Here is a 4,460-nt window from a genome sequence, read left to right on the forward strand (position 1 = left end):
GGTGGGCTTTGACCCGGCCAACCGCTGTTGCCCCGATGAGCGCTATATCCGCCTCTGTTCCGGGCTGGATGCGCGCGACGCCGCCCCCATCCGCGGCATTGCCCGCGGCAACGGGACCGAGCACCTCGACGTCACAGTTGCGGTGCTCGCGCAGCAGCAATAGTATCCCCCTTCCATGACATCGCGAGTCCTTCCATGACATATTGTGTGGGCCTGCTTCTGAAGGCCGGTATGGTTCTTTTGTCCGACACCCGGACCAATGCCGGGGTCGACAACATCTCGGTCTATCGCAAGATGTTCCTCTTTGAGGAGCCGGGCGAGCGCGTGATCGTCATTCTGACCGCAGGCAGCCTGTCGGTAACCCAGACCACCATTGCCCGCCTGCGCGAGGCGATCGAAATCGGCGATGAGGGCAGCTCGGTGATGCATGCGCATACGATGCTGCAGGTCGCGCAGATCGTGGGCAACACGCTGGCCGCCGTGCGCGTCGATATTGACGAAAAGATGTCGACGATGAATCAGGGGGCCTCGGCCAGCATGATCGTGGCCGGGCAACGCCGCGGCGGCGAGATGCGCCTGTTTCTGGTCTATCCCGAGGGCAATTTCATCGAAGCCACCGAAGACACGCCTTTCCTTCAGATTGGTGAGCACAAATACGGCAAACCGATTCTGGACCGGGTGGTGCACCCTGAAACCAGCCTCGCCGAAGCCGAGAAGGCGGTTCTGCTGTCGATGGATTCCACCCTGCGCTCGAATCTCTCGGTGGGGATGCCGCTGGACCTGTGCGTCATCCAGCGGGACAGCTGCCGGGTTGACCTTCATCGCCGGATCGAGGCCGGCGACCCGTCTTTCCGCGCCATGTCCGAGGCATGGTCGAACGCCCTGCGCGACGCCTTCCAGACCATCGCGATCTGACCGCCGCAAACCGGCCCTCGCGCAGCAGAGGTTTACCTCCGGCCTGAACGGGCTATCCTAAGCGGCGATTCTGGCTGCAAAGGAACGGATTTCTTGGCACTTTTCCGACTGGCTCTTGTCTGGCTTCTGCTTGCGCTTCCCGTTCAGGCACAATCTCTTTTCCCCGCTGCGCCCGAAAATGCGACGCCGGAAACTGCGGTATCCGAGCAGGATGCGGCTGCCACGCTGGTGGATATCCTGCGTGACGATGCCGCGCGCGAAACGCTGATACGCCAGTTGGAAGCGGCTGCGGCCGCAAACGGCACCCCGGAAAACGGCCCGGCGGCCACAACCCCGGAAACTGAGCCCGAGCAGATGTCACTGGCGCGCCAGCTGGCCGAATACACACGCGACATCGCCGAGGGGACAACCGCCTTCGGCGCCGAAGTCATCGCCTCAACTTCCGAGGTGCTGGGCGCCTTCACCGATGGCCCCGCCGTCAACTGGAGCGAGATCTACAACAGCTTTCTGTCGCTGGCGCTGGTCGGTGCGGTGACCATCACGCTGTTCTGGGTGCTCAGGGCCATGGGTTCACGCCTTTTCCTGCGCATGGGGCAGCGCGCGCTGGGAGCGGGCTGGATGACGCGGCTGGCGCTGATTGCCGGCTCCAGCCTGATTGATGCGCTGATCATCCTGCTGGCATGGCAGGGCGGCTATGCCTCTGCGCTGCTTCTGGGCGAGGTCGGCAGCATGGATTTCCGCCAGAGCCTGTTTCTGAATGCCTTCCTCCTGATCGAGATGGGCAAAGTGCTGCTCCGAGGTGTGCTCTCACCGCGTTTCCCGGCGCTGCGCTTTGCACCGATGAGCGATGAGACGGCCTCCTACTGGTATTTCTGGTCGTCGCGCCTGATCAGCCTTCTGGGCTATGGCCTGCTGCTGGTGGTGCCCATCGTCAATGCCGCCGTCAGTTTTGCCGTGGGTCACAGCCTGGCGGTGCTGATCGCGCTGCTGTCACTGCTGATCGCTGTCCTGATCGTGCTGCAAAACCACGCCCCGGTGGCCCGCGCCCTGCGTGAGCGCCATGGGCGCATGCCCGATGACATCATCGGCAAGGCCGAAGCCGCCGTCGCGGGGTTCTGGCACTGGCTGGCAATCGCCTATCTGGTGGCGCTCTTCGTGATCTGGACTGCCCGCCCGGCCGAGGCGCTGCCCTTCATGCTGAAGGCCACGCTCAATTCGGTGATCGCCGTGGTGGTGGGGATCGCGGTGATGGCCCTGATTTCGCGCGCCATCACCGGCGGCATGCGCCTGCCCGAAGATGTGCGCCGCAAGCTTCCGCTGCTGGAATACCGGCTGAATGCCTTTGTGCCGACCATCCTGAAGGTGGCGCGGGTGCTGGTTGCGCTGGCCGTGCTGCTGGCCATCGCCCAGGCCTGGCAGGTGATGGATTTCCTGGGCTGGGTCGCCAGCGAATTCGGCCGCAACCTGCTGGGCAGGCTGGTCTCTGCCGCGCTGGTGATGCTGATTGCCATGGCGATCTGGCTGGCGGTGTCCAGCTTCATCGAATACCGGCTGAACCCGGTGGTGGGCACCATCCCCACGGCGCGCGAGCGCACACTGCTTGCGCTGTTCCGCAACGCCTTCACCATCGCGCTGATCATCATCGCCGCCATGCTCACCCTGTCAGAGATCGGCGTGAACATCGCGCCCCTGCTGGCCGGTGCCGGGGTGCTGGGTCTGGCCATCGGCTTTGGTGCGCAGAAGCTGGTGCAGGACATCATCACCGGCGCCTTCATCCAGTTTGAGAACGCGATGAATGAGGGGGATGTGGTCACTGCAGGCGGGATAACCGGGGTGGTTGAGAAACTGACCATCCGCTCGGTGGGCTTGCGCGATGTGTCGGGCACTTATCACCTGATCCCCTTCTCGTCGGTCGATATGGTGTCGAACTTCATGAAGGGCTTTGCCTTCCATGTCGCCGAGGTGGGGGTGGCCTACCGCGAGAATGTGTCGGAGGTGAAGGTGCATATGCAAAAGGCCTTCGACATCCTTCAGGCCGGTGATCTGGGCGCCGAGATACTGGAGCCGCTGGATATTCAGGGGGTTTCCGCCCTTGGCGATTCCGCCGTGGTGGTGCGTGGCCGGATCAAGACCAAACCGGGCATGCAATGGGCCGTGGGCCGCGCCTATAACGAGATCATCAAGGAAGTGCTCGATGAGGCCGGTGTTGAAATCCCGTTCCCGCATATGACGCTCTACATGGGTCAGAACAAGGACGGCAGCGCCCCGCCCCTGAACCTGCGCCGCGAACCCCGCACCATCGGCGGGACACCCGCTGCGCCCGCCCTTGAAGGCCCGCAGCAAATGTCGGAGGCGGCGCCGGAAACGGCGCGCGAAACGGGTTCACCCGCCACGGCCACAACGCCCGGGGCTGAGGGCGCGGGTGACCGCGCCGCCGAAATCGAACGCGCCATGCCCTCGGGCGGCGAGGTCGATGAGGATTGAGGCCTCCTGCCGGGGATCACATTACTGCAAGCAGCGGGCGAGGAGCGGCGGCCATCCCGCCAGAAATCCCGGAAAAACAAGGCGCTTTTACCGCCTGCACCCGGCCGGGCGCAGGCATTTTCCGATATTTCGGGCTTTGCACAGCGCCGCGCGCGGATTACCTTTGTCGCAGGCCCCCGCTCGCATTGCCGCGCGGGGCCGGATGATCGGAGGGCTTATGCGACTTTCACGGCGCCGGACATTGACCCTGGGCATGGCGGGCGCGGCCATCGCCATGCTGCCGTTGCGGGGCCGCGCGGAGGCGGGGCAGATTGACGCGCTGATCGCCCGCTTCACCGACGGCGCACAAACCTCCCCCGGCGCGCTGGTGCTGGAAGCGCCGCGCGTGGCCGAAAACGGCGCCTCGGTCTCGGTCACGGTCGATTGCCCGGGCGCTGTCAGCATCCGCCTTCTGGCCCCGGCCAATCCTACGCCTGAACTCGGCACTTTCACCTTCGGCCCGCTGGCGGGCAGCCAGCGCGTCAGCACCCGCATCCGCCTCGCCGAAAGCCAGGAGGTGATCGCCTTGGCGCGGATGACAGACGGCAGCTTTGCCGAGGCCCGCGCCCATGTCAGCGTCACCATCAGTGGCTGCACCTGAGCGGCACAGCGGAGGAAGCCATGAACGAAATCGACGCCCGCTCACGCCTTCGCGTTCCCGCCCGGGCCGCCCGTGACGCGGTGGTCCAGATCCGCGCGCTGATCACCCATCCGATGGAAAACGGCACGCGCACCGGGCCCGATGGCCGGGTGGTCCCGCGCCATATCATTCACCGCTTTCTGTGCACCTTCAACGATCAGAAGGTGCTCGACATCGACATAGGCCCCAGCTTCAGCGCCAATCCCTATCTGGAGTTTGACGCGCGGGTTCCCGCCACGGGCCGCTTCTATTTCGAATGGCATGATGACAATGGCGCCGTCTACCGTGACAGCGCCAGCATTGAAGTCAGCTAGGCCGCGCCGCCCGTTTCATCTTGCCGGAAATACGCTGGGGGGTGAATTGGCCGCAGGCCAAGAGGGGG

General features: G+C 64.6%; 4 protein-coding genes and 1 pseudogene. All 5 read left to right on the forward strand.

What is annotated here, in order from left to right; genetic code table 11:
• A pseudogene (locus V7Q53_RS23030) lies at nucleotides 1-163 on the forward strand (transglutaminase family protein); the annotation flags it as partial.
• A gap of 32 nt (nucleotides 164-195) precedes the next feature.
• Nucleotides 196-915 carry a proteasome-type protease gene (locus V7Q53_RS23035; RefSeq protein ID WP_333831347.1) on the forward strand — a complete coding sequence of 240 codons (720 nt, stop codon included), beginning with the start codon at nucleotides 196-198 and terminating at the stop codon, nucleotides 913-915.
• 93 nt (nucleotides 916-1,008) lie between these two features.
• Nucleotides 1,009-3,399: a mechanosensitive ion channel domain-containing protein gene (locus V7Q53_RS23040; RefSeq protein ID WP_333831349.1), complete on the forward strand. Its 2,391-nt coding sequence runs from the start codon at nucleotides 1,009-1,011 to the stop codon at nucleotides 3,397-3,399.
• A gap of 217 nt (nucleotides 3,400-3,616) precedes the next feature.
• Entirely contained in the window at nucleotides 3,617-4,039 is a 423-nt protein-coding gene (locus V7Q53_RS23045) for a thiosulfate oxidation carrier protein SoxY (RefSeq protein ID WP_333831351.1), read from the forward strand.
• Nucleotides 4,040-4,059: 20 nt separating this feature from the next.
• The gene (gene soxZ, locus V7Q53_RS23050) at nucleotides 4,060-4,392 is read left to right on the forward strand and encodes a thiosulfate oxidation carrier complex protein SoxZ (RefSeq protein WP_333831352.1); all 333 of its coding nucleotides are present in this window, start codon (nucleotides 4,060-4,062) and stop codon (nucleotides 4,390-4,392) included.
• Nucleotides 4,393-4,460: the final 68 nt, after the last annotated feature.

Source organism: Pararhodobacter sp. (assembly GCF_036802785.1).
Taxonomy (GTDB): domain Bacteria; phylum Pseudomonadota; class Alphaproteobacteria; order Rhodobacterales; family Rhodobacteraceae; genus Pararhodobacter.

Excerpts from the sequence above, each read along its gene's own strand:
- V7Q53_RS23035 (WP_333831347.1), top strand. The coding sequence starts at position 196 with ATGACATATTGTGTGGGCCTGCTTCTGAAGGCCGGTATGGTTCTTTTG.
- V7Q53_RS23045 (WP_333831351.1), top strand. The coding sequence starts at position 3,617 with ATGCGACTTTCACGGCGCCGGACATTGACCCTGGGCATGGCGGGCGCG.
- soxZ (WP_333831352.1), top strand. The coding sequence starts at position 4,060 with ATGAACGAAATCGACGCCCGCTCACGCCTTCGCGTTCCCGCCCGGGCC.